This window comes from Pseudoalteromonas sp. EB27 (assembly GCF_001974875.1).
In the GTDB taxonomy this organism is placed as follows: Bacteria; Pseudomonadota; Gammaproteobacteria; order Enterobacterales; family Alteromonadaceae; genus Pseudoalteromonas.
Map to the genome: position 1 here is coordinate 299,219 of NZ_MTQD01000002.1, position 25,009 is coordinate 324,227.

19 protein-coding genes are annotated in these 25,009 nt (G+C 38.9%); 14 read left to right on the plus strand and 5 right to left on the minus strand.

Annotated features, from left to right (window positions below):
• Positions 1-83 precede the first annotated feature (83 nt).
• A complete protein-coding gene (gene gdhA, locus BW142_RS03905; RefSeq protein WP_076923957.1) occupies positions 84-1,445 on the plus strand; it encodes an NADP-specific glutamate dehydrogenase in 1,362 nt (453 codons plus the stop codon).
• A 175-nt stretch (positions 1,446-1,620) separates the two neighbouring features.
• Positions 1,621-2,973 (plus strand): GTPase HflX, encoded by a 1,353-nt coding sequence (gene hflX / locus BW142_RS03910; RefSeq protein ID WP_076923958.1) that lies wholly within the window; start codon positions 1,621-1,623, stop codon positions 2,971-2,973.
• A 101-nt stretch (positions 2,974-3,074) separates the two neighbouring features.
• On the opposite strand, the gene BW142_RS03915 is transcribed toward hflX, so the two are convergent.
• Together BW142_RS03915 and BW142_RS03920 are read right to left on the minus strand one after the other, a co-directional pair.
• Positions 3,075-4,808, minus strand: a complete 1,734-nt coding sequence (locus BW142_RS03915) for an AMP-binding protein (RefSeq protein ID WP_076923959.1) — start codon at positions 4,806-4,808, stop codon at positions 3,075-3,077.
• A gap of 185 nt (positions 4,809-4,993) precedes the next feature.
• Entirely contained in the window at positions 4,994-5,440 is a 447-nt protein-coding gene (locus BW142_RS03920; RefSeq protein WP_007582681.1) for a DUF3010 family protein, read from the minus strand.
• A 355-nt stretch (positions 5,441-5,795) separates the two neighbouring features.
• Between BW142_RS03920 and thrS the strand changes: the two genes are divergently transcribed.
• The 10 genes from thrS (at position 5,796) to BW142_RS03970 (ending at position 16,498) form a co-directional block, all read left to right on the plus strand.
• Positions 5,796-7,706: a threonine--tRNA ligase gene (thrS, locus tag BW142_RS03925; protein ID WP_076923960.1), complete on the plus strand. Its 1,911-nt coding sequence runs from the start codon at positions 5,796-5,798 to the stop codon at positions 7,704-7,706.
• 59 nt (positions 7,707-7,765) lie between these two features.
• Complete coding sequence (infC, locus tag BW142_RS03930) at positions 7,766-8,326, plus strand: translation initiation factor IF-3 (protein WP_002960714.1); 561 nt, start codon at positions 7,766-7,768, stop codon at positions 8,324-8,326.
• A gap of 212 nt (positions 8,327-8,538) precedes the next feature.
• Positions 8,539-8,739, plus strand: a complete 201-nt coding sequence (gene rpmI, locus BW142_RS03935) for a 50S ribosomal protein L35 (protein WP_002960713.1) — start codon at positions 8,539-8,541, stop codon at positions 8,737-8,739.
• Between the two features lie 15 nt (positions 8,740-8,754).
• Complete coding sequence (rplT, locus tag BW142_RS03940) at positions 8,755-9,114, plus strand: 50S ribosomal protein L20 (protein WP_002960711.1); 360 nt, start codon at positions 8,755-8,757, stop codon at positions 9,112-9,114.
• A gap of 528 nt (positions 9,115-9,642) precedes the next feature.
• Positions 9,643-11,460 (plus strand): M14 family metallopeptidase, encoded by a 1,818-nt coding sequence (locus tag BW142_RS03945; RefSeq protein ID WP_076923961.1) that lies wholly within the window; start codon positions 9,643-9,645, stop codon positions 11,458-11,460.
• A gap of 1 nt (position 11,461) precedes the next feature.
• The gene (locus BW142_RS03950; RefSeq protein WP_076923962.1) at positions 11,462-12,103 is read left to right on the plus strand and encodes an MBL fold metallo-hydrolase; all 642 of its coding nucleotides are present in this window, start codon (positions 11,462-11,464) and stop codon (positions 12,101-12,103) included.
• Between the two features lie 107 nt (positions 12,104-12,210).
• On the plus strand, positions 12,211-12,669 hold the full coding sequence (locus tag BW142_RS03955) for an Lrp/AsnC family transcriptional regulator (protein ID WP_007375323.1): 459 nt from the start codon (positions 12,211-12,213) through the stop codon (positions 12,667-12,669).
• A gap of 127 nt (positions 12,670-12,796) precedes the next feature.
• Positions 12,797-14,353: a SulP family inorganic anion transporter gene (locus BW142_RS03960; RefSeq protein WP_008169027.1), complete on the plus strand. Its 1,557-nt coding sequence runs from the start codon at positions 12,797-12,799 to the stop codon at positions 14,351-14,353.
• A 251-nt stretch (positions 14,354-14,604) separates the two neighbouring features.
• Positions 14,605-15,681, plus strand: coding sequence for a histidine kinase (locus tag BW142_RS03965; RefSeq protein ID WP_007582687.1), 1,077 nt, complete (start codon positions 14,605-14,607; stop codon positions 15,679-15,681).
• On the plus strand, positions 15,674-16,498 hold the full coding sequence (locus BW142_RS03970) for a LytTR family DNA-binding domain-containing protein (protein ID WP_024600272.1): 825 nt from the start codon (positions 15,674-15,676) through the stop codon (positions 16,496-16,498). Before BW142_RS03965 ends, BW142_RS03970 begins: the two co-directional genes overlap by 8 nt.
• A gap of 73 nt (positions 16,499-16,571) precedes the next feature.
• On the opposite strand, the gene pyk is transcribed toward BW142_RS03970, so the two are convergent.
• The gene (gene pyk, locus BW142_RS03975; RefSeq protein WP_076923963.1) at positions 16,572-18,008 is read right to left on the minus strand and encodes a pyruvate kinase; all 1,437 of its coding nucleotides are present in this window, start codon (positions 18,006-18,008) and stop codon (positions 16,572-16,574) included.
• Positions 18,009-18,385: 377 nt separating this feature from the next.
• On the opposite strand from pyk, the gene gndA reads away from it, so the two are divergent.
• Complete coding sequence (gndA, locus tag BW142_RS03980; RefSeq protein ID WP_076923964.1) at positions 18,386-19,759, plus strand: NADP-dependent phosphogluconate dehydrogenase; 1,374 nt, start codon at positions 18,386-18,388, stop codon at positions 19,757-19,759.
• A 68-nt stretch (positions 19,760-19,827) separates the two neighbouring features.
• Here the strand turns inward: gndA and ansA are convergent, their stop codons facing one another.
• On the minus strand, positions 19,828-20,838 hold the full coding sequence (gene ansA, locus BW142_RS03985; RefSeq protein ID WP_024600271.1) for an asparaginase: 1,011 nt from the start codon (positions 20,836-20,838) through the stop codon (positions 19,828-19,830).
• Between the two features lie 82 nt (positions 20,839-20,920).
• Entirely contained in the window at positions 20,921-22,786 is a 1,866-nt protein-coding gene (gene sppA / locus BW142_RS03990) for a signal peptide peptidase SppA (RefSeq protein ID WP_076923965.1), read from the minus strand.
• Between the two features lie 219 nt (positions 22,787-23,005).
• Between sppA and BW142_RS03995 the strand changes: the two genes are divergently transcribed.
• Positions 23,006-24,967: an NADPH-dependent 2,4-dienoyl-CoA reductase gene (locus BW142_RS03995; RefSeq protein ID WP_076923966.1), complete on the plus strand. Its 1,962-nt coding sequence runs from the start codon at positions 23,006-23,008 to the stop codon at positions 24,965-24,967.
• Positions 24,968-25,009 lie beyond the last annotated feature (42 nt).

The following is a 25,009-nucleotide window of genomic DNA, read 5'->3' on the forward strand; positions in this document are numbered from 1 at the left end:
ACCTTAAAGCATGAGTCATAAACTTGATCACGTTTACTTTAACATCTGATAAATACTTTTATTATTAACACGGAAGAATAATTATGAATTATATCCATAGCACAATCGCACAATTAAAAAATAGTAGTCCTGCACAATGCGAGTTTTATCAAGCTGTTGAAGAAGTACTTGAATCACTCGAACCTATCTTAGAAAACTCAGAAAACTCAGAAAAATACAAAAAAAATGCCATTATACAACGCTTAGTTGAGCCCGAACGCCAAATTATGTTTAGAGTTCCTTGGGTTGATGACGAAGGCAATATTCAGGTAAATAAAGGCTATAGAATTGAGTTTAACTCTGTACTTGGCCCCTATAAAGGTGGCTTACGTTTTCATCCAAGTGTAAATGCCAGCATAATTAAATTTTTAGGGTTTGAGCAAATATTTAAAAATGCTTTAACAGGTTTACCAATCGGCGGTGGTAAAGGCGGGGCAAACTTTGATCCAAAAGGGCGATCGGATGCTGAAATAATGCGTTTTTGTCAATCATTTATGAGCGAGCTCTATCGCCATATTGGCCCTACAACCGACGTACCCGCTGGAGACATTGGAGTAGGGGCGAGAGAAATAGGTTACTTGTTTGGTCAATATAAACGTTTAACTGGTCGCTATGAAGGCGTTTTAACAGGTAAAAGCTTATTGTGGGGTGGATCGCTTGTTCGAAAAGAAGCTACGGGATACGGCGCTGTTTATTTTGCTGACTACATGTTGCAAGCGCGCGGTGATAGCCTACAAGGTAAGCGCTGCTTAGTCTCGGGCGCAGGTAATGTTGCTATTTATGCTATGGAAAAACTTTATCAAATGGGTGCAACACCAGTAAGTTGCAGCGACTCTCGTGGCACTGTATATCATGAGTCGGGTATAGATTTAAATCTTATTAAATGTTTGAAAGAGCAATCGCGTAATTGCTTAAGCGTATACAAACAAACTCATCCTGATGCTATTTATATTACTGTAAATGACTACCCTAAAGATGGGCATGCTGTTTGGCGCTTTAATGCTGACGCTGCTTTTCCGTGCGCCACACAAAATGAATTAACACAGGCAGACGCTAACGCATTATTATCTGGCGGCTGTTTATTAGTAAGTGAAGGCGCAAACATGCCTTCAACTAAAGAGGCTATTAATAGCTTTATTGCTGCAAAAATTGCGTATGGGCCAGGTAAAGCCGCAAATGCTGGCGGCGTTGCAACAAGCCAATTAGAAATGGCACAAAATGCGAGTATGCAAAGTTGGACCTTTGAAGAGGTTGACGAGAAACTAAAGCAAATTATGAAAAATATATTTGTGACAGCCAACGATACCGCTACAGAATTTGGTGAGCCAGGAAACCTTTTATTGGGTGCTAATATTGCAGGCTTTAGGCGCGTTGCCGATGCAATGATTGAGCAAGGCGTAGTATAAAAAATACGATTGAGTGCCAAATTTAGCCATAAATTTATATCTAATTGTGGCTAGATTTAGTTATAAAAGTGATTAGTTAATTATAACTCTATAAAGCTGAGCTATAACAGCGTAGGATCAACTTACTTTCGAATGAAAAATAGGTTTGCACCTTAGTGCATTAACACAAAAATTTATGCAAACAACTGCAAAAGCATCACTTCCAAACGCCTTACTTATTTCTATTAGCACACCACAGTTTAAAGGAGACGAAGCTACAGAGTCGCTTGCAGAACTTGCGCGCTTGGTGACTACTTTAGGGTTTAAAGTAGTAGGTACTCAATCGCAAAAGCAAAGTTCTACCCAAAAGGTTAATGTACTTGGCTCAGGCAAACTAGCAGAAATAGCGCACCTTACCGGTAATAAAGGGTCTGCTGCAGATGAGCAAGAAGATGAAAATGTTCTTGATGACGATCCATTATCTGACATGCCGTCAGAAATCCCATCAGACGATTTAGATTTTGCGTGTGCCGATGTTGTAGTATTTGATTGCGATCTAACGCCTTCTCAGCTACGTAATGTTGAGAACCAATTAGGTGTAGAAGTATTTGACCGCACAGGCATAATCATTGAAATATTTAGCCGCCATGCGCGAACTAAAACAGCAAAATTACAAGTTGAAATTGCTCGCCTTAATTATGTCGCGCCACGACTTCGTGAAACATCAACAGGTGATAAAGAACGCCAAATGGGTAAAGGGGCGGGTGAAACCACCCTTGAGCTAAATCGCCGTAAGGTGCGCGATCAATTAGCAGAATTAAAGCGTGAGCTTGTTAGTGTTCAAGATGTAATGATGGACAGACGAACGCAGCGCTCTGAGCTATTTTCAGTAGCTTTAATTGGTTATACCAATGCTGGTAAGTCATCAATGATGCGTGCAATTACAGGCAGTGATGTGGAAGGCGAAAACAAACTTTTTGCTACGCTAGATACTACAGTTCGTGCGTTATATCCCATTACACAGCCTCGTATACTCGTATCTGATACAGTTGGTTTTATTAAAAAGTTACCACACGATTTGGTTGCTTCGTTTCACTCAACACTCGCTGAAGCACATGATGCGTCGCTACTTTTGTATGTGGTTGATGCATCAGACCCTTCTTTTCGTTCACAGCTTGAAGTAGTACATAAAGTACTGGCAGAAGTTGGTGTGGAAGGCAGCAAAAAATTATTAGTGCTGAATAAATCAGACCAATTAAGTACTGAGCAGCAGCAATCGCTAATGGATGAGTTTCCTGATGCAATGATGACCTCTACGCGTAACCCTGATGATATAAGTAAACTGCATAAATATATTGTTGATATTGCTCAAGAAGACATGATTGAAGAAGAGATTGTTATACCGTACATAGCCAAAGGTATCGTGGGCGAAATTCGATCGAGTATGAGTGTTGTTAAAGAAGAATATGAATACAGCCATATTAAATTAACAGTACGCTCAAGTGCGATTGATTTAGAGCGTTTAAAAAAGAGAATGTTGGATTTATAATAAATTCAAAACATAAAAAGCACAGCCAATCGGCTGTGCTTTTTAATAGTTGCTTGAGGTAGATTTATTATTCGCAATACAGGTTTTCCATAGAAGAGAAATTAAGAGAAAGCCTTATCGCTTAGCTCTTCTTGCATTTGCTCTCGCATTTTAAATTTTTGCAGTTTACCTGTTACTGTCATTGGGTAGTTTTCTACAAAACGGATATGTCGTGGCATTTTAAAGTAGGCTAGTTTGTCTTTCAAAAACTCACGAACTGCTTGCTCATCCAGCACTGCATCTTCTTTTGGTTGGATCCAAGCGCACACTTCCTCGCCATACTTTTCATCTGTTATACCAAATATGGCTGCATCTTGAATGCCTGGGTAGGTGTAAAGCACTTCTTCTATTTCGCGCGGATAAATGTTTTCGCCGCCGCGAATAATCATATCCTTAATACGCCCGACTATAGTGACAAACCCTTCAGTATCCATAACACCTAAATCACCAGAGTGCAGCCAACCGCTGTCATCTATTGTGGCTTTTGTTTTAGATTCGTCATTCCAATAGCAGCGCATTATACCTGCACCTTTACTACACACTTCGCCAGGTTGACCAATTTGTTGAATGTTACCCAACTCGTCAATAATTTTAACCTCGGTATGTGCAAGCGCACGGCCAACAGTCGTTACTTGGCGCTCTATTGAAGAGTCTGTTTCGGTAATGTTGTTTATGGGGCTGCACTCAGTTTGTCCGTAAGCAATGAGCACTTGATGCATGTTCATTTGTGTTTGTACTTTTCGCATTACTTGCTCAGGGCACGTTGAACCGGCCATTACACCCGTGCGTAAAGTACTTAAGTCATAATCGTTAAAATTACTTAGTTCAAGCTCAGTAATAAACATAGTTGGTACCCCATGCAGCGCTGTGCAGCCTTCTTGTTGCACTACATCAAGGGTTGTTTTTGCATCAAACGAATCACCTGGGTAAATGGCTGCAGCACCCTTACTTACACATAATAAGCTACCTAGTACCATAGCAAAGCAATGATACAGCGGGATCGGAATGCATAACTTGTCATTGCTTGTAAAATGCATGGATTCGGCGACGAATAGCGCATTATTTAAAATATTTTTATGAGTGAGCGTTGCGCCTTTTGGGTTGCCTGTCGTGCCTGATGTAAATTGTATATTGATGTCTTGCTCAGCATTTAAGTGCGCACCTATTGCTTTTAATTCACGCTCATGTGCTGCTGTTGGCAAGTTAATAACATCATTAAAAGAATGCATACCAGGAGATGCTTCATCGCCAATGCGGACTATATTTTTAAGAGTGGGCAGTGCTTTTAAATTAAGTGTGTCTTTATCGCAAGTTGCAAGTTCTGGCGCTAAACAATTAAGCATTTCTATATAATCACTGCCTTTGAAGTTTGATGCTGTAATTAAGGTGGAGCATTCAACACTATTTAAGGCGTATTGTAATTCGTTAGGGCGATATGCAGGGTTAATACACACCATTATTGCGCCAATTTTAGCTGTTGCGAATTGGGTTAAGCACCACTCAATATTATTAGGAGACCAAATACCAACACGTTCGCCTGGTTTCACGCCAAGTGCCAGCAACCCCATAGCGAGTTGATTAACTTCTTTTTGAAATTCCTTATACGTTAAACGAATACCCTGATGATGAACTACAACAGCTAACGCCTCTGGGTTTTTGTCGACAATAAAGTCAAAGTACTCGCCAATGGTTGAATTTGTTAAAGGTGTGCTTTGTATACCTTTAAAATAGCTTTGCGATAACGGTAAGTGATTTATTTGTTCTACTTCTTTTACCGCAATAGTGTGTGTGTGCATTGCTCTCTCCATGAAAATGTGTGTGAGTTATGTAAACTACAAAGTTAAAATAAACACATATTGTCGACAAAGAGAAGTGCAGTTAGACTAATGTATTATTAGATTAATAAAAGCTAATACTACTTTTTAGACACAAAAAAACGCGTCTTACAATGTAAGTACGCGTTTTTTAACGAGTAATGAGTTTACATTTCGTCGCTGCGGTATGTTTTTTTCATGATGTAAACGTAAGCGTTTACAAATGCATTTTCTTGGTACTTTTTAAGGCCTGTTTCTTCAAAATCAATAGGGATAGGATTACGCTTTACCTGTTCTTTAATTTCAGTTGTGGTAAACAAACGTACATCTAAATTGTCGATTAATTGAATCGCAGTTTCCATTTTGAATCCCTTCGCGCTGCCAGCAAATTTACCTTTAGGCTGACGCTCACGGATTGCAACAGAATCAATTTGGTAATCTTGCATTAGTTTTGCAAAATCGAATTGAAATTTACGCATTACTTCAGTGTCGTTACCGTTACCTAAGGTAAAGCGTGTTTGGCGCACATCGCGAATATCAAATACGTCATTATCTTTACTTAAAATACAAAGTAGTACATCACTACCGGTAATTTCTACACCACATGTTCTCATGTCTATTCTCTAAAATAACTTAATTACGCAGTATTATACGCAACGCACATTAAAATGCGAGTGTAGGTATAGTTGTAGGTGCGTAATTAGCGCGTGGATGCTTTTATATTTTAACTAAATGATTTTTTTTGCACTAAAAGCTGCATTTAGTGCTCAAAACGGGAGGATTTCACCCCTTTAAACTTGTAATTAAATGCACAGCACGCGACAATATATCCTTGTAGTTGAACAGACTCGTCATCTACATTAATTAGTCAATGCTTATTCGTAAAAGCGTTGTCGAGCCATTCTCATTTAATTTAATAAAAATACACGTGATACATTGTAGGTGTCACCACTGTAGTAAGGATTTATAATGCCAGTTATTACTCTTCCAGACGGAAGTCAACGTAGTTTTGAAAACCCTGTAAGTACGCTTGATGTTGCAAACGATATTGGTCCAGGTTTAGCTAAAGCGACCATTGCAGGTCGTGTTAATGGCGACCGTGTTGATGCATGTGATTTAATTAGTGAAGACTCTCGCCTTGAGATCATCACCGCAAAAGACGATGACGGCCTTGAAATCATTCGTCACTCTTGTGCTCACTTAATTGGTCATGCAGTTAAGCAACTTTTCCCAGACGCAAAAATGGCAATTGGTCCTACTATTGACAATGGTTTTTACTACGATATCGATATGGAACATTCATTATCACAAGATGATCTTGAAGCAATTGAAAAGCGTATGTTGCAACTTGCAAAAACAAACTACGACGTAGTGAAAAAAACAGTAAGCTGGCAAGAAGCACGCGATACATTTGAAGCGCGTGGCGAAACATACAAAATAGAAATTTTGGACGAAAACATCGCTAAAGATGACCGCCCAGGGTTATATCATCACGAAGAATATGTAGACATGTGTCGTGGACCTCACGTGCCTAACATGAAATTTTGCCAAAACTTCAAAATAATGAAAGTGGCGGGTGCATATTGGCGCGGTGATTCAGAAAACAAAATGCTACAACGCATTTACGGCACAGCGTGGGGCGATAAAAAGCAACTTAAAGCGTATTTAAAACGCCTTGAAGAAGCTGAAAAACGCGATCACCGTCGTATTGGTAAAGCGCTTGATTTATGGCACTGGCAAGAAGAAGCGCCAGGCATGGTATTTTGGCACAACGATGGTTGGAGCATTTACCGCGAGCTTGAAGAGTTTGTACGTGAAAAATTACGTGAATATGAGTACGAAGAAGTAAAAGGTCCAATGATGATGGACCGTTCACTTTGGGAAAAATCAGGTCACTGGGAAAAGTATTCAGAAGCAATGTTTACCACTGAGTCTGAAAAGCGTGAATACGCAATTAAACCAATGAACTGCCCAGGCCATGTGCAAATCTTTAACCAAGGTTTAAAATCGTACCGTGATTTACCACTTCGTATGGCTGAATTTGGTTGTTGTCATCGTAATGAACCATCAGGTGCACTACACGGTTTAATGCGTGTACGTGGCTTTACACAAGATGATGCTCACATTTTCTGTACTGAAGAGCAGATAATGGACGAAGTTTCAGCATGTATTAAGATGGTTTATGATACATATGAGACATTCGGATTTGAGAAGATTGTAGTTAAGCTATCTACTCGCCCAGAACAACGCATTGGTGAAGACCATATGTGGGATAAAGCAGAGGTTGCTTTAGCCGAAGCACTTAAGCTAAACGATATTGAATTTGATTATCTTCCGGGTGAAGGCGCGTTTTATGGCCCGAAGATTGAATTTACTTTATACGATTGTTTAGACAGAGCGTGGCAGTGTGGTACAGTGCAATTAGACTTTGCATTACCGGGTCGTTTAGGCGCTACTTATGTAGCAGAAAATAACGAACGTCGTACACCTGTAATGATACATCGTGCTATTTTAGGTTCTATCGAACGCTTTATTGGCATTTTAACTGAAGAGTACGCTGGTTTATTCCCAACGTGGCTTGCGCCAAAGCAAGTGGTAATTATGAATATTACTGATAAACAGGCTCCTTATGTTAAAGAAGTTGTACAAAAATTAAATAAACTTGGAATTAGAGCCGCTGCTGACTTGAGAAATGAGAAGATTGGCTTTAAAATCCGTGAGCATACACTGAAGCGTATTCCATACTTACTTGTTGTTGGCGATAAAGAAGTTGAACAACAAGAAGTAGCAGTGCGTACTCGGACAGGTGAAGACCTAGGCAAATTTAATGTTGATGATTTTGTAGCTAAAATTAGCGAAGAAATTAAAAATCGACAGTAAAAATCGAGCGTGTAAGGCATTAACAAACAGCCAATTACACGCTTATATTATTGATATTCTTGGAGGAACGTACTATTAGAGGCGGCAAGAAAGGGCAACAAACAGCTCAAAAAAATCGTATTAACGAAGAAATTACAGCGCAAGAAGTTCGTTTAATTGACATTGAAGGCGAACAAGCTGGAATTCAGTCATTACAAGACGCGCAAACTATGGCCGATGCAGCGGGTGTTGATCTTGTTGAGATCAGTCCAAACGCTGAGCCGCCTGTTTGTAGAATCATGGACTACGGTAAGTTCATCTTTGAAAAAAGCAAAGAACTAAAAGAGCAGAAAAAGAAGCAAAAGCAAATCCAGATTAAAGAAATCAAATTCCGTCCTGGTACGGATGAAGGTGACTATCAGGTTAAGCTTCGCAACTTACGTAAGTTCTTAGAAGCTGGCGATAAAGCTAAGATTACGATCCGCTTCCGTGGCCGTGAAATGGCTCACCAAGAAATTGGTATAGAATTATTAAACCGTATCAAAGCCGATTTAGAAGAACTTGCAGTAGTTGAGTCTTTCCCAAATCGTGTTGAAGGTCGCCAAATGGTTATGATGATGGCGCCTGTTGCTAAAAAATAATTTTTAAGCGATAATACGCACCGAAATTAGCTCAGGTCTGCAAGTAATATGCGAATATTCACCTGAGTTAACCGGTATTAAAGTAAGATTGCGGCATTTATGTTGGGTCTTCACCGGAACATGGCAGTAAGTTAGGCCTAAAAGTGGAGCTATAGAAATATATCTCACGCCTGCTTACTAATTTAAAAGCAATACAATTTGGAGTTATTGCAATGGCTTATAAGCTAAAAAGTCACAGTGGCGCTGCTAAGCGTTTCAAAAAGACTGCTTCTGGCGGTTTCAAGCGTAAACAAGCGCATCTTCGTCATATTCTGACTAAGAAAACTTCTAAGCGTAAGTTACACCTACGTCCTAAGATGATGGTTCATAAAAATGACCATGGTCTAGTTTCACGTATGTTACCGTTCGCTTAATAGGGGTTTTTAGAAATGGCAAGAGTTAAACGCGGCGTTGTCGCACGTGCACGTCACAAAAAAGTTTTAAAACAAGCAAAAGGTTACTACGGAGCACGTTCACGTGTTTACCGCGTAGCTTTCCAGGCTGTTACTAAAGCGGGTCAATACGCTTACCGTGACCGTCGTGCGAAGAAACGTACTTTCCGTCAATTATGGATTGCACGTATCAATGCTGCTTCACGTCAAAATGGTCTGTCTTACAGCCGTTTTATCAATGGTCTTAAAAAGACATCTGTAGAAATCGATCGTAAGATCCTTGCAGATATCGCTGTTTACGACCAAGTTGCATTCGCAGCGCTTGTAGAAAAAGCAAAAGAAGGCCTAGCCGCTTAAGCTTTTTTATATAAGTATTAAAAAGGAGCCTATGGCTCCTTTTTTTGTGCCTGTTATTTAGTAACATACATTTTTTTTGGAATTAAGTTTATAAATAGTAATGTACTGAACTGCCAAGGCGTGTTGAACCTTAGTGGTTGAATTTGCAGTAGTATGCTTGGCTTTTAAGCAAAGCGAATACCAAATATATGCTGCCCTTTGAGCTCGATCTTGAGACGATGAATCCTTTGTTGCTCGGTTTTTACTTATGCTTAAATGGATGTAACCCAATAGAATAAAGCAGGAGCAGTTATCGAGCCCACAGGTACAAACCTCGCACCGCGATTAAACCTCCCCTAGATTGAACAAATTTCAATCGACAAAGAACAACACGCCCTAGACTTAATAAGTTTATTAAGCCCCTAAATACAGCCGTAAATAGGGGATATGTAATTGGCTGCATTTTTTTGTTGAATCACCGCAGTTTCCTCATTATAAAAAAATTAGTTGATATAATTTATATAATTGAGGCGTTTGTTAGAGAATTTTATGTTTGCAAGTTTACTAGTTTTATCTGCAAGTGTTGCGTATGACGCACACTTACCTCCATTAATTGAGTGGCAGGGGAAAAGCGTAGAGCTTTTACAAAAACAAGGGCCGTTAACTACTGATTTTGAGTTGTCAGCAGGTGAAGCGTCACCCGATTATGCAAATACAATGGCATTTGTAGATAGGTTAGTTGCTGCAAACCCTACTCAGTTTCAATCTCAAACCATCGGCTATAGTAATAGCAAACGTGCAATTAAAATGCTGATTGCCAGTGAGCAAGGCTTTTTTGAAGCAAGGCAAATGGCTAATAGCACTAAGCCAACTATTTTTATTCAGGCAGGAATACACTCTGGTGAAATAGACGGTAAAGATGCCATGTTTATGCTGCTTAGAGATATAGCAACGGGTAAGCGCCGTGACATTTTAAAAAAGGTAAACATATTATTTATTCCTATTTTAAATGTAGATGGACACGAACGTAGCAGTGCATTCAATCGCATCAATCAACGGGGCCCTGCAAAAATGGGCTTTAGAACAAATGCTAATAACCTTAATTTAAATCGTGATTTTACCAAATTAGATACCCCAGAAGTTAGAAGTGTTTTAAAGGTTATTAACGACTACAACCCAAATTTATATATTGATGTACACGTAACCGATGGCGCAGATTATCAATACGATGTGACTTATGGCTACAACCCGGTTTTTTCAAGCGAGTCGCCTGCGGTATCAGATGCACTAAACCAGTTTTTTAAACCTCTGATTGACGATACGCTCGCTAAGCAAGGGCACATGCCAGGGCCACTTATTTTTGTTATGGATAAGCGTGACTTTAAAAAAGGATTAGCGGGGTGGGTTGCTACACCGCGCTTTTCAAATGGTTGGGGGGATTTAAAGTCATTACCGACTATTTTAGTTGAAAATCATTCATTAAAACCTTACAAGCAACGTGTATTAGGAACTTACGTATTTTTAGATGGTGCTATTACTGCGCTATCAAAGCATAGTCATGAGTTAGCTAATGCAGTAAAAAAAGAGCAAGAATTTGTTCCTAAACAGTTAATAGTAAAGCGTGGCTATGCCAAGCAAGCTGATACGATTGCGCAGTTTAAAGGTATTGAATATTCATCAAGCATGAATGCGCTCTCAGGCCAAAATGAAGTGAAGTATTTGGGTAAAGCACATACATATATCGACTTACCTATTTATTGGCAAAAAGATGTACAACATACAGTTGAAGTACCTAAAGCTTTTTTTATTCCGCCTGTATATCGCAATATTATTAAGAAACTAAAGTTACACGGTGTCTCTATTAATAAACTTGAAGGGGCAAACACACAGCCTTTAAAAGTAGCAAAGGTGGCAGACTACACGTTTGATAAAGCACCATTTGAAGGCCGTTTTAGAGTGTCAGCAAGTTTCGATTATGTCCCCGCTATAAATGTAGATTTAGATGGTTGGTATCAAGTCAATACTCAACAAAAAGCAGGTGAGCTTGCTGTGCATTTATTGCATCCTGAAGCACCGGATTCGTTTTTTGCATGGGGGGAATTTAATACTATTTTTCAGCGTACTGAGTACATGGAAAACTATGCACTAATTCCGTTTGCACGCCAAATGCTAAAAGACAATCCAAAGCTAGCGCTTAAGTTTGATGAAAAGCTTAAAGATAAATCGTTCGCAAGCGACGCTGATGCGAGATTAAACTGGTTATATGAGCAAAGTCCATTTTATGATCAAGCGTATTTAAAGTACCCAATACTGATGTCATTCGAAGAAGAAGTTGTTATCCCGGATCAAAAAAGTAAAGAAATCTAATATGCAAATAATAACTATACCCGTCACTGCATTTGCACAGAATAGCCGTATCATTGCGTGCAGCGAAACTAAACAAGCGGTAGTTGTGGATCCAGGTGGTGACCCTGATAAAATAGTAGCAGCCCTTAATGAGCATAAACTAGAGTTAAGTGCTATTTGGTTAACGCACGGGCATTTAGACCATGTGGGTGGGGCTGATATTTTACGTAATCAATTTAACGTACAAATTATTGGCCCACAAAAAGATGAGTACTTCTGGTTTGAAAACTTACCTATGCAAGCACAAATGTTCGGGTTTAAACCCATTGAGCCTTTTTATCCGGATATTTGGCTAAACCATAACGACACCGTGAGCGTAGGTAAACTTAGCTTTTTAGTGAAGCATTGCCCGGGGCATACACCTGGTCATATTGTGTTTTATCAACAAGACTATGAATGCGTTATTGTAGGTGATGTTATTTTTAAAGGCTCAGTAGGGCGAACTGATTTCCCTAAGGGGAACAGCGAACAACTTATAGAGTCGATTAAGACGCATATTCTAACCTTACCTGATAATACTAAAATATTGGCAGGGCATGGGAGCGACACTACGGTTGGATTTGAAAAACAAACAAATCCTTTTGTGAGTGGTAAGTTTGGTTAAGTTACCTATTTTAAGTTTGGCAAACTGCATAAAAATTAAAAATAAGCAGACTGAGTTTTAAAATGGTTGTATAATTTAACCAGTTTATTTGATAAATAAGAAATAAAATGTCTCTAAATCACGTAGATCGCCAAATATTGGCACTTTTACAACAAGATGCTAGTTTATCAACCGCAGAAATTGCTGATAAAGTAGGCTTGTCTCAATCTCCATGCTGGCGTCGAATTGCCAAGCTAGAGCAAGATGGTTATATAAAAAGCAAAGTGGCTCTCTTAGATGAGAAAAAACTTGGCTTTGATATGCTTGTATATGCACATGTACGTTTATCAAACCACGGTAAAAAGAATCTTGCTGAATTTGAAAAACTTATAATGAGTTATGATCAAGTAACAGAGTGTTACACCATGGCCGGAACAATGGACTTTATGCTACGCATAATTTCACAAGGCATAGAAGGTTATGAGCACTTTGTACGCGATAATTTACTAAGCTTAGAATACGTACAAGAAGTACATTCTAATGTAACAATGACATGTGTAAAACGTAGTACATCTCTTCCTTTATAAAAGCACTTCTTTGAAAGCTAAACCTCTTTTAGTTTAGCTTAACCACATAATGACAATTGTTAACTGAGCGCTAATTTGTTAGAATTTAGCGCTTTTTTTATACCCATAACACCATTTGAGGAACTCAATGTTTAACTTACTCAGTAGGGCGCCTAGCTCTGCTAAAAACGATATTCTATCTGGATTAACTGTGGCGCTTGCCCTAGTACCAGAAGCTGTTGCGTTTGCCTTTGTTGCAAATGTAGAACCTTTAGTTGGTCTATATGCCGCGTTTATCGTTGGTTTAATTACGGCTATATTTGGTGGCCGCCCTGGTATGATTTCAGGTGCAACCGGTGCACTAGCTGTTGTTATGGTAAGTTTAGTGCTTGATCATGGTGTTGAGTATTTATTTGCGACCGTATTGCTCATGGGCATACTGCAGATACTCGCGGGTGTATTTAAACTCGGTAAGTTTATCCGCATGGTTCCTCATCCGGTAATGCTTGGTTTTGTAAACGGCTTAGCTATTGTTATATTTTTAGCCCAATTAGGACAATTTAAAGTGCCTGATGGTATGGGCGGACAAGAATGGATGACGGGTAATCCGCTATACATTATGCTTGGTTTAGTGGCTTTAACTATGGCTATTATTCAGTTTTTACCAAAACTAACCACGGCTGTGCCCTCTACATTAGTCGCTATTATTACAGTCACCGCTTTAGTTATTGGTTTGGATTTAGAAGCGCATACTGTAGTTGATTTCTTAAAAGGAATGACAGGCGACGAAGCTGCAACAATTGCTGGCGGTTTACCTGAGTTTCATATTCCTATGGTACCGTTTACTTTCGAAACGCTACAAATTATTTTTCCTTATGCGCTTATTTTAGCGGCTATTGGTTTAATTGAATCTTTATTAACGCTTAGCTTAATTGACGAGATTACAGAAACCCGTGGTCATAGTAATAAAGAGTGTATAGGGCAAGGCGCTGCAAATATTACTTGTGGTATGTTTGGTGCAATGGGTGGCTGTGCAATGATAGGTCAATCAATGATCAATATTAACTCAGGTGGCCGTTCTCGCTTATCGGGTATTAGTGCCGCATTGATGTTGCTTGCATTCATCATATTCGCTTCAAGTTTAATTGAGATGATCCCACTAGCTGCACTTGTTGGTGTTATGTTTATGGTTGTACTAGGTACGTTTGAATGGGCTAGCTTTAAAATGATGAAGCGTGTGCCTCTATCAGATGCGTTCGTAATAGTACTTGTATCGGGTGTGACGGTTATTACCGATTTAGCTATTGCAGTATGTGTAGGTGTTATTGTATCTGCATTAGTATTTGCTTGGCAGCATGCTAAGCACATATACACAACTAACTATATAGATGAAGAAGGCGCTAAAGTATATGAGTTACATGGCCCACTTTTCTTTGGTTCAGTTAAAAACTTTGCAGAGTTATTTGATGTTAAAAATGACCCTAAAAATGTAATTGTTGAATTTAAGCATAGCCGCGTATCAGATCACAGTGCAATTGAAGCAATTGACACACTTGCTGATAAGTACACAAAAGCAGGTAAGCAACTTCACTTACGTCACTTAAGTAAAGACTGTACGCAGTTGCTGCATAAAGCACGCGATTTGGTTGAAGTGAATGTGATTGAAGATCCAACATACAAAGTAGCATCAGACAAACTAGCTTAATTTACACAAAGCTATTTATATTTAAAAAGCGAAAGGTGAATAACCTTTCGCTTTTTTAGTGTCTCGACTATTGGTTTGCGGTAAGACTCTTAAAAAGCAAGGTAGGCTGTAGTGCTATGCAAACTCATAAATCTATATAATAAGATTATCTAATTTTATGAAAATTAGCCCTACATAGGTAAAAATAATAATGAATAACAAGCGCCTATTCTATGGAATTAGTCTTTAACTATACGGAGTAAACATCTATTTTGAACTGGCAATCTTTAGTCGATAACAGACAACGTTTTTTTTGGCTTTTGCAAATTGCAGGCTGGATTGGTTATGCGTTAGTAAATTATATTGGCTCTAAAGTATTTGAAATGCGTGATATATACGTATTTGTTATTTTATTAAATGCTTACGCTGGTTGCTTAATGACAGTACCGCTTAGGTATATTTACCGTAAAATTTGGAATGCCTCGCCTTGGGTATTAATGATTGTAGTATTTGGTGCCTCTTATGTAACGGGTACTTTATGGGCTGTCGTTCAAAAGTTTAATTTGTGGGAAATATACCGCCATGGTTATAGACCCGAAGAGTGGTTTTATTACCTGCAGCAAGGTTTAGATTCTGTTTATATTATTTTATGTTGGAGTGGTCTGTACTTTGGCGTTAAATATTACCAACTATTACAAAGCGAGCGACAAAAAGCGCTCAAAGCCACAACTATGGCACACGAAGCGCAATTAAAAATGCTTAGGTATCAGCTCAATCCCCATTTTTTATTCAATACACTCAACGCTATTTCTACTTTAATTTTGGTTAAAGAAAACAAAGATGCTAACTTAATGGTAGCAAGGTTAAGTGACTTTTTACGTTATACATTAAATACCGATCCAATTAAAAAAGTACCACTAGAGCAAGAGCTACATGCGCTCATGCTTTATTTAGAAATAGAGCGTGTTCGTTTTGATGAGCGATTAAAGGTAAATGTAGATATAAGTGAGCAAGCTAAAGAGGCTTTAGTACCGAGCTTAATTTTGCAACCTATTATAGAAAACGCGATTAAATATGCGATTGCTCATCTAACAGAAGGTGGGGTAATTGATATAAAAGCACAAGTATTTGCGAATGAATTATTACTAGAAGTGGGCGACAACGGCCCAGGTACTGACATACTTGATGGTCAATTAGTTAACGCTCAAGGTGTAGGTGTCGCTAATACTAAAGATAGATTAAAAACGTTGTATGAAAATAATTATTCGTTTGTATTATCACATAATACGCCAAGTGGATTAAAAGTTAATCTGCGAGTACCTTTTGAGAAGGCTGTGAAAAATGACTAAAATAAAAACACTCATTGTTGATGATGAACCGTTAGCAAGAAAGGGTTTAGCGGTAAGGCTTGAAGAATACTCTGATATTGAAGTAATTAAATTGTGTAGTTCAGGCGCTGATGCAATTGAAATGTGCCAAAGTGAGAAAATCGACTTAGTTTTTTTAGATATTCAAATGCCAGGCATGAATGGTTTTGAAGTAGCAAGAGCGCTCAGCGAAAGTACAAAAGCCTTACCTGCGATTGTGTTTGTAACTGCCTTTGATCAGTTTGCCGTAAAAGCGTTTGAAATTCATGCTCTCGATTACATTTTAAAACCCGTTGATGATAACAGACTAAAACAGGCGGTAGAAAAAGTGCATACCTACTTAAAAACGCAGCAAGACAACGCCCATAAGAAAAAACTAGCGAGTTTTGTAGCCGGTATTACTGGTAACAATTGCGAAGAAATACTTAAAAAATTAGCCACTGGCGACACGCTAACAGACAGGCGTTACCCAGAATCACTTGCAGTGAAAGAGCAGGGCGAAATTATTCGTGTGCCAGTAGCGACTATCCAATGGGTTGATGCTGCAGGTGACTACATGTGTTTACACTGTGAAGATGGACAAACGCATATTTTACGCAAAACAATGAAAGAGCTAGAGCAAGAGTTGGACCCTCAGTTGTTTGTACGCGTACACCGAAGTGCAATAGTAAATACAAAGCAAATTAGTAAGTTGGTTACGCAGGTAAGTGGCGAGTATTTATTAGTACTTGAAAACGGACAAGAATTAAAAGTGAGCCGTAGCTATCGAGATAAGGTTAAAGCAGCGTTAGCAAGTTAAAACCAAAACCAACGCTTTTATTACAGACACAAAAAATGCGAGCTTAGCTCGCATTTTTTTATTCAGTTATTAATTATGCAACGGTTACAATTTTCATTGTGTTAGTTGCACCCACAGTTTCCATTGAGTCACCGTGAGTAATAATTACTGTATCGCCAGACTGTAAAGACCCTTGAGAAACTAAAGTATCAAGCGCTGCTTTTACCATACCGTCTTTTTCAGTTTTTGTAGAATCAAAAAATACTGGGTAAACACCACGATAAAGTGCAGTTTGACCTAATGTACTCGCATGACGTGAAAGCGAGTAGATTGGTAAGCCTGAGCTGATACGCGACATTAATTTAGCCGTACTACCAGATTCAGTAAGTGTGATAATTGCTTTAACAGAATCTAAGTGATTAGCTGCATACATAGCAGAAAGCGCAATTGATTCAGCATTGTTAGAAAAGCGACTATCTAAACGGTGCTTAGAAACGTGCGTTTCTTTTTGCGATTCAGCACCTAAACAAACACGTGCCATAGTTGCAACTGTTTCTTCAGGATAATCACCGGCAGCTGTTTCAGCTGAAAGCATAACTGCATCTGTTCCATCAAGAACAGCATTTGCAACATCCATTACTTCTGCACGTGTAGGCATAGGGTTATCGATCATCGATTCCATCATTTGCGTTGCTGTTACTACAGTACGGTTTAATGAACGAGCACGACGAATAATTAGTTTTTGTTTGCCCATAAGAGCAGCATCACCAATTTCAACACCTAAATCACCACGAGCAACCATTACAGCGTCAGACGCTAAAATGATGTCATCAACAGCTTCTTGCGTTTCAACGGCTTCAGCACGTTCAATTTTAGCAAGTAACTGTGCTTTTGAACCAGCAGCTTCAGCAAGCGAGCGCACGTAGCGCATATCGTCGCCACTACGTGGGAATGATACGGCAATGTAATCTACGTCAATTTCAGCGGCAGTTATTAAATCTTCTTTGTCTTTTTCAGTAAATGCTGGAGCAGTTAAACCACCACCTAAACGGTTAATACCTTTATTGTTAGATAAAACACCGCCAACAGTGACTGTACAATGCACTAAATGCCCAGCTACTTCATCAACAGTTAATTGAATAAGGCCATCGTTTAGAAGTAGTAAATCGTTAGGGCTTACATCATTAGGTAATTCTTTGTAATCAATACCTACAGAGTTTATGTCGCCTTCGCCTTTTTCCATTTTTGCATCAAGGGTAAATTTTGCACCCACAGCAAGCGTTACTTTACCTTCTTTAAAAGTAGAAACGCGGATTTTAGGACCTTGAAGGTCAGCAAGGATAGCAATATGCTTGCCTAATCTTTTTGCAATATCGCGTACAGCTTGTGCACGGTCTTTATGATCTTGGGCAACACCATGTGAGAAGTTTAAACGTACTACATTAGCCCCAGCGATAATAATTTTTTCTAAGTTGTTATCTCTATCGGTAGCAGGTCCAAGGGTAGCGACTATTTTCGTGCGTCTTAGCATCAATTTCTCCTGTTTGCTTGGTGAAAGCATGTTGACGTTATTTTGTTGACTTAAAATATCTATATTAGAATAAAATATTTTAGTTATGTGCAAACTTCAAAGGTTTGCCACTATTTTATACAAAACTATTGTGTCATCATTATGACACCGGTGTCAGAATGCGTCAATGATCTTAATTTCAATTAGCTTTGCTTTTAGTCACCCCGAGACCATTGATGTTTGATATAATTACGTAGCTTATTTATCTGTAATAAAAAAGCATGTTGTATTAGCTCATGATTAGTATTTTATGACTGTATGAGTATAATGCACGCGGTATTATTTAATTTATACACTGAATTTTCTAACCAAATAGTTGTTACCGAGGAGGACACTAGATGCAAGTTGCATTAGTAGGGTTAGGCGTTATGGGAAAAAATCTTGCCCTAAACTTGATTGAAAAAGGGATAACGCTAGTCGCTTATGACAAAAACCCACATGCGGGTGAAGAGTTACTAAGTTGTGCTAAATCTCAAGGCATGGCTGATAGGCTTCACATTGTCTCTGATTTAAGAGACATGGTAAGGCGTTTAGAGGCACCTCGTTCTATTTTATTACTTGTTCCTGCCGGTGAGTTAGTTGATACAGTTTGTAATGAACTTGTAGAGGCCGGCGTTAACTGTGACGATATGATTGTCGATTGCGGTAATAGTAATTATAAAGACGGTATAACGCGTAAGCTTAAATACCAAAATAAATTTGAATTTGCCACTATGGGAATTTCTGGCGGTGCAGAAGGCGCTCGCCATGGTCCTGCAATGATGGCAAGTGGTTCTGAAGGTGGTTGGGAACGTATTGAGCCATGGTTTGAAAAAGTAGCTGCTAGCTATAATGGCGACTCGTGTTTTGCACGTGTTGGTCAATCAGCAAGTGGTCATTTTGTAAAAATGGTTCATAACGGTATTGAATACGCACTTATGCAACTTATTGCAGAAGTGTACCAATTACTTCGTTTAGGTACTAATCGTTCTCCAAAAGAAGTGGCTGAGATATTTAATGACTGGTCAGAAGGTCAATTAAATAGCTACTTACTGTCTATTTCTAGCCACATATTGTCACTTGAAAATCATAATAATGTACCGCTTGCGGACTTAATTGATAATAAAGTTGGCGCTAAAGGTACTGGTCTTTGGACTGCGCAAAATGCACTAGAGCTTGGTATTGCAGTTCCTTCACTTGTTGCTGCTGTACAAGCTCGTCATTTAACTAATGCATGTAATACAACGGCTGCACAAGAGATGACGTACGCATCTAAATCAACTAACAATGTTGAAATTGATTTAGAAGAGCTAAAAGAAGCGTTCTTACTTGCAAGCTTACTAGCGTATCGCCAAGGTTTAGCGTTAATTAAAGGTGCATCACGTACTCATCAGTGGAAAGTTGATTTATCTAAAACGCTTCAAACGTGGCGTGCTGGTTGTATTATTCGTGCTGACTACCTTGATAGCGTTGCACAAGGTGTTGAATTTATTGATACCCTTGAGAAAGAGTCTAACTCTTTGCGTAAAATTACCGGCCAAGCAATAATGACTGGTTTAGCATTCCCTGTATTGGGTGCTACACAAACGTATTTAGCAACATTAACTACACCGAGTAATGGGCATTTAGTTCAAGCCCAGCGTGATTACTTTGGTGAGCACGGCGTTAAAACCCATAGCGGTGAAATGTGTCATTTAACTGATTTAGTAGATATAGACGCTAAAGTTAGATAATAAACAGTTGTTTAAAGCGATAAAGGCACGCTATTTAGCGTGCCTTTTGTATTTTAGTCCTGCGAAATTTAACGGCTTAATTCACCGCGTAAATTGTCTTGCATTAAATGACGAATAGTTTCGACTTCTAATTTTTGGCTAAATAAATAATGTAATTTAGTTAAGCATGCTTCAAGGGTCATATCGTATCCACTAATAACACCAATATTTAACAGTGCATTACCCGTTGCATAGCCGCCCATATTTACATGGCCTTTTAAGCACTGCGTTAAATTAATAATAACGACGCCACGTTTACTTGCTTCTTCAAGTATTGATAAAAAGTTAGGATCTTGCGGTGCATTACCTACACCAAAACTAAGTAACACCAAGGCTTTAATATTGCCATTGACTAAGCTTTTAACCACTTCTTGACTAATACCAGGGTATAAATAAAGCACACCAATGGCTTGAGGTGTGATGGGGGTAACTTGAAGCTCATTTTCAACATAAGGACTAAGTTGGCCTTTAATCAATTGAATATTAATACCCGATAACGCTAAAGGATCAAGATTAGGGGAGGCAAATGCATTAAAACCATCAGCATGGGCTTTAGTTGCTCTGTTACCCCTAAACAGTTGGTTATTAAAAAATAGACTTACTTCAGCAATAGGGTAGTTGGCTGCTAAATACATGGCATTGAGTAAGTTGACTTGCCCGTCAGATCGCAATTGAGAAAGTGGTATTTGTGAGCCAGTTACAATCACAGGTTTAGTTAAATTTTCAAACATAAACGATAGCGCTGAGGCTGTATATGCCATGGTATCGGTGCCATGAAGCACAACAAAACCATCATAATCTTGGTATTTGTTTTTAATGTCATCAGCAATAAGTTGCCAATGCTCAGGAGACATATCTGAAGAATCTATAAGCGGGCAATATTCGTGAATATCAAATAAAGGCATTTCATCACGGTTAAATTCTGCGTTATTAACCACTGTTTCTGTTAAAAAACCTTCAGCCGGTATATAGCCTCGGCTCGATTTTTTCATCCCTATAGTACCGCCAGTATAAGCGATATAAATGCGTTTACGTTTCATAAAAAAAGCCCAGTAAAAAAACTGGGCTTAGTATAACGTTAAGTAACTTTAAATACAGCTGATTAGGTGAAGCTATGCACTTTTATTGTGCAACGTTACACACTAAACAGCGAGCATATACGCCTTGTGGATCGTTGTAATCTTTAAGGTTTTCTACTTCAGTACTTAATTGGTTTATAACGCTTTGCAAGTTAGCTTGCGTTGCCAGCACTGATGTTTTTTGTGTTTGTAAACCAAGCATAGATTTAATAGACGCGTTACCAAAAATGTCTTGAATCATTTTTTCTTGCGGGCTTAAATCTTGTTTAATGGTTTTAACTTCATAATGATTAAGTTTAGCAAGTGCAGCAGCTGCTTTTATAGCATCTTGTTTATCACCAAGTTTGTCTACTAAACCTAGTTCAAGTGCTTGAGATGCAATCCATACGCGGCCTTGGGCAATATTATCAACTTGCTCAGGCGTCATATTACGTGCATCAGCAACAACATTTAAAAAGCGACCGTATGCTTCTTCAACGCTCATCTGAATTACTTCACCCATTTTTTCGTTAAGAGGTCGGGTGATTGAAAAGCCAGCCATTTCGGTTGTTGCAACACCATCTGAATAAACACCAATCTTAGATAAGGTTTTTTCAAATGTCATAAACGTACCAAATACACCAATTGAACCTGTAATTGTACTTGGTGCTGCCCAGATTTCGTTTGCAGCAGAGGCAATCCAATAACCACCTGATGCAGCTACAGAGCTCATAGAGGCAATAACAGGCTTACCAGCAGCTTTAAGCGCTAATACTTCTGCACGAATAACTTCAGAGGCAAACATACTTCCGCCACCTGAATCAATGCGCAGTACAACCGCTTTAACTTTGTCATCAAGGCGTGCTTTACGAAGTAGGGCTGCTGTAGAGTCGCCACCAATTTCGCCCGCTTTACGCTCGCCATCAACAATCGTACCTTTAGCAACTACAACGGCGACTTTTTCGGTAATAGGGTTATCAAATTCAATCGGTGGTTTAACCAAGCTTAAGTATTCACGAAATGAAACTTGCTTAAATGTTTTGCCATCTTCTTGTGCGCCAACTAAATCAATTAATTGTTTGCGAACTTGTTGATTTGTTTTTAAAGAATCAACCCACTGGTGGTCAAGTGCATATTTACCTGCATCGCCATCTGCAGCTTTCATTTTTTCAAGATATACGTCCATTGTCTCGTCAAAATTTGACTCATCAAATGGGCGAGCCGCAGCAACATCTTGTTTGTATTCGCTCCAAAGAGCGCCTAACCAAACACGGTTAGCTTCTTTGGCTGCTTCAGACATGTCGTTACGAATGAAAGGTTCTACTGCTGACTTAAATGTACCAACACGGAAAATATGCTGCGTTACTTCAAGCTTTTCAAGTGCATCTTTAAAGTAAAGCGGATACATGCCGTAACCTTCAATACCTACGCTACCGTATGGGTGCATAGCTATTTCATCAGCATGTGATGCAATATAGTATTGTGCTTGGGTATAGTAATAACCCGATGCAATCACTTTTTTGCCAGCTTGTTTAAATGCATCAATAGCATTAGTAATTTGCTTAAGTTTGTTTAAATGCGCTTTAGGCATTTCTTGTAAATCAAGCAGTATCACCGTAATGCGATCGTCTTTAGTCGCTTCGTTTATTACTTCAACAATATCATCGAGTAATATTTCGCTTGGCGCTTCAGAACCAGAAGTCGCATCACTAATTGCAGCTTCGACCGGGTCTATGTATGTTTTTTCTTCAACAATAGGGCCATTTAGGTTAAGCCTAAGCACAGAGCCATTTTCAACTATTATTTTATCGTCGTCACTTGAGAGTGACACTAAGAAAACAATTACCAGTAATAAAAACAGAATGTTGAGTATTAAACGACGAGAAAAGTTAATTCCAGCCCAAATACCTTTAAATACCTTTGCTATCAAAATAGCTCCTTAATTTGGTACAGTTAATACATTAGTTCCATCTTAGCCTAGAATAAAAATAAATTTAACTGCTAAATCGTAACGAAGTGTTTATGAGGTGCTATTAATACATGGTTTTACGGCTTTTTTTAATTAAATGAAGGCACATATTGCTTATTGCTTGCCATTAAAGCAGAATTAGCTAAGGTATACAGGTTAGACCAGTTAACGGGGCACAGGATGTTAGAACAACAATTACAATTAAAACACACACAATTACGTAACCGCTTAGTGATGGGCTCAATGCATACAGGCCTTGAAGAGGGCTGGCATAACCGCAAACGCTTACGTGCATTTTATGAAGCACGTGCAAAAGGCGGCACCGCAATGTTAATTACGGGTGGATATAGCCCTAATTTACGTGGCAAATTAACACCTATTTCATCTTCATTTAATAGCTATTACGATGTATTCAAACATCGCGCTTACACAGATGCTGTGCACAAACACGACGGAAAAATTTGTTTGCAATTATTGCACGCTGGACGTTATGCGTATCATCCATTCAATCAAGCACCAAGTGCAATAAAAGCACCGATTAATCCTTACAAACCTAAAGCGATGTCGCTTGGCTCGATTAAAAAAACAATTAAAGACTTTGCGCATTCTGCCTATATGGCTGAAAAAGCCGGCTACGATGGCGTTGAAGTTATGGGTTCTGAAGGGTATTTGATTAATGAGTTTATGGCGCCGCACACCAATAAACGTGAAGATGAATTTGGTGGCAGCCTAGAAAATAGAATGCGACTTGCGCTTGAAATAGTGAAAGCTGTAAGAGCAAAAGTATCTGAACAATTCTTAATTATTTTTAGATTGTCGGTCATTGATTTAATTCCAAACGGCTCAACGCCAGAGGAAGTTGTCATTCAAGCTTCCGAGCTTGAAAAAGCGGGCGTTGATATTTTTAACACAGGCATTGGTTGGCACGAAGCGCGTGTACCGACTATTGCGAGTATGGTACCTCCGGGTGCATTTAAAGAAGCATCAAAACGTTTAAAAGACGTGGTGAGCGTGCCAGTTATTGCTGTTAACCGAATTAATACTCCAGAAATTGCTAACGATATTTTAAATGCAGGCGAAGCCGATTTAATTTCCATGGCAAGGCCGCTACTTGCCGATCCAGAGTTTTTTAATAAATATGCGAATAATCAATCCAAGCAAATTAATATTTGTATAGGGTGTAACCAAGGTTGTCTAGATCACGTATTTAAAAATAAACGTGCAACGTGTTTAGTTAATCCACAAGCTGCATTTGAGCTAGATTATCCGTTAGAACAAGCAACCAGAGCTAAAAATGTATTAGTAGTCGGTGCAGGCCCTGCTGGTTTATCGGCAAGTTGTTACTTGGCACAAAAAGGGCATAACGTCACGCTAATTGACCAAAAATCGCAAATGGGTGGCCAATTTAATTTAGCTATGCAAATACCGGGTAAAGAAGACTTTAACCATACACTTACTTACTTTACTAATGAACTCGAACGATTAAAAGTAACTGTAGAGCTTGGCAAAGCTTACGACGATTCAATGCTTAAAAACTATGACGATATTGTATTTGCAACTGGCGTTCGCCCACGTGAAGCATCAATTAAATGTAGTGATAACAAGCGTGTGTTTGCTTATGACGAAGTTATACGCGGCGAAGTAGAGCTTGGTAAATCAATTGCCATTTTAGGTGCCGGTGGTATAGGTTTTGATATGGTTGCGTTTTTAAGCGAACATAAATCGCAAACTATTAGCGAGTTTAAAACGCAATGGGGTATTGAGTGTGAAGCCCAACCACATAAAGACGAACGCCAATTGTATATGTTAAAACGCAGTGGGGGTCGTTTTGGTAGCGAGCTTGGTAAAACAACGGGTTGGATACATCGCCAAGTTGCTAAGCAGCATGGCGTGAAGCAAATTGCTGATTGCCAATACCAAAGCTTTGATAAAAGCGGACTTACTATTAATGTTGCTGGTGAAACTCAAGTACTGCCAGTAGACACGGTTATTGCCTGTATTGGTCAGGTTTCTAATAACGAAGTGCTAGAAAATTACACAGATAACGCAAAGGTACATGTGATAGGCGGCGCTAAACTAGCTGCTGCTATTGATGCCAAACGCGCTATTTTTGAAGCACTTCAGGTAGCTAGAAGTATTTAAGCTTTGTAAACAAGTTGAAATAGTTTATTAATTCGTGCGGTC